Source organism: Xenorhabdus sp. SGI246 (assembly GCF_040838225.1).
Classification (GTDB): domain Bacteria; phylum Pseudomonadota; class Gammaproteobacteria; order Enterobacterales; family Enterobacteriaceae; genus Xenorhabdus; species Xenorhabdus indica.
This window is the reverse complement of sequence record NZ_JBFPEZ010000098.1, coordinates 1-1,408: the sequence shown is the minus strand read 5'-3', so window position 1 is coordinate 1,408 and position 1,408 is coordinate 1. Positions and strand designations below refer to the sequence as shown.

Annotated in this window: 1 protein-coding gene; it reads left to right on the top strand. The window is 49.8% G+C overall.

The features are described from left to right. Nucleotides 1–72: 72 nt before the first annotated feature. Complete coding sequence (locus ABLA85_RS17215) at nt 73–1,395, top strand: IS4 family transposase (protein WP_367965569.1); 1,323 nt, start codon at nt 73–75, stop codon at nt 1,393–1,395. Nucleotides 1,396–1,408: the final 13 nt, after the last annotated feature.

The window sequence follows — 1,408 nt, the reverse complement described above, 5'->3', positions numbered from 1 at the left end:
TAATACCGCTCGCTTAAGAAAACTAAGATAAGTCATAATCGGCCTCAGATGATTGTTTAAGGCCGATTTCTTATGTCTGAATTTTCTCGCGAACTCCAGGCCACTGCAGCCTTGAATTACTCCGAATCCATGAATGCCTTTAGTCAACACATTCCGATAGCATGGGTGACTGAAGCGGTGAAAGAAACGGGGCGAGCCACCGTGCGAAAACGTCGATTCCCCGCCGAACAAGCTGTCTGGTTAGTGCTGGGTATCGGCCTCATGAGAAATCGCTCAATCAATGATGTCTGTGACAAATTAGAGTTGGCGTTTCCTGACGCGAAAGGGAAACTGCCGCCATTAGCGTCAAGCAGCCTCTCAAAAGCCAGACACCGTCTTGGTGTTGAACCCTTGCGGCACCTTTTTCATACCACGGCCAGCGAATGGGAAAAAGAAGAGACGGCTTATTCTACCTGTGGCCTGAAAATCTTGTGCGTGGATGGCACCCAGTTTAAAGTGCCCGAAACGGACGATAATCAACAACTGGGTTATGCCTCTGGCAAAGCCAGTTTCCCCTCGGTGTTAGCGGTGACCCTGATGTCCGCCCGGACACATCTTATCTCCGATGTGGCGTTTGGCCCCATCACCCAGAGTGAGATTAGCTACGCCCAGCAACTGGTGGGGTCTGCCCCTGAAAATACCCTGACGTTGTTTGATCGCGGCTTTCTCTCTGCGGAGTTATTTCAGGCCTGGCAAGGCACAGGGCAAAATACCCATTGGCTCACGCCGATAAAAAACAAAATGCGTTATGATGTCATTCAGGAATACAGTCCTTATGACAAACTTATCGAGATGCCGGTTTCCCCTCAGGCCCGGCAAAAGCATCCTCACCTTGAAAAAACCTGGCGGGCGCGCCTCGTTCTGATCCCGGAACCGAGGGGCGAAATAAAAGGGTTTATTACCTCCCTGGAATGTCCTGTGACGTATCCCCTCAAAGAGATCCTCACTGTGTACTGGGAACGATGGGAAACCGAAGAAGGCTATGGTGAGCTGAAACAAAGACAGCTCAATAATACCGCTCTCCTGAGAAGCCAGACACGGGCAGGTATCTATCAGGAGTTATGGGGTATCCTGATCGCCTACAATCTGGTTCGGCTGGAGATGAGTCGGATGGCAAAGGATTATCGTGTTGAACCGCTTCGGATAAGCTTTATCAATGCGTTACGACTGATACAAGATGAATTTTTATGGTGCTCAGGACGTAGCCCCGGCACGATCCCACAAAAATTAAAAGCCCTCAGGGAAAGTGGTAAGCGGCTGATTTTACCTCAAAAGCGAAAACGCCCCTCGGTTCCAAGGCAAGTGCTCTGCAAAACACCCAGTTATCCTTATAAAAAAAGAACCGCTCGTGCTTAAGCGAGCGGTATTA

Bases quoted from the DNA above. Each gene is read 5' to 3' on its own strand.
- ABLA85_RS17215 (WP_367965569.1), top strand. From the start codon at position 73: ATGTCTGAATTTTCTCGCGAACTCCAGGCCACTGCAGCCTTGAATTAC.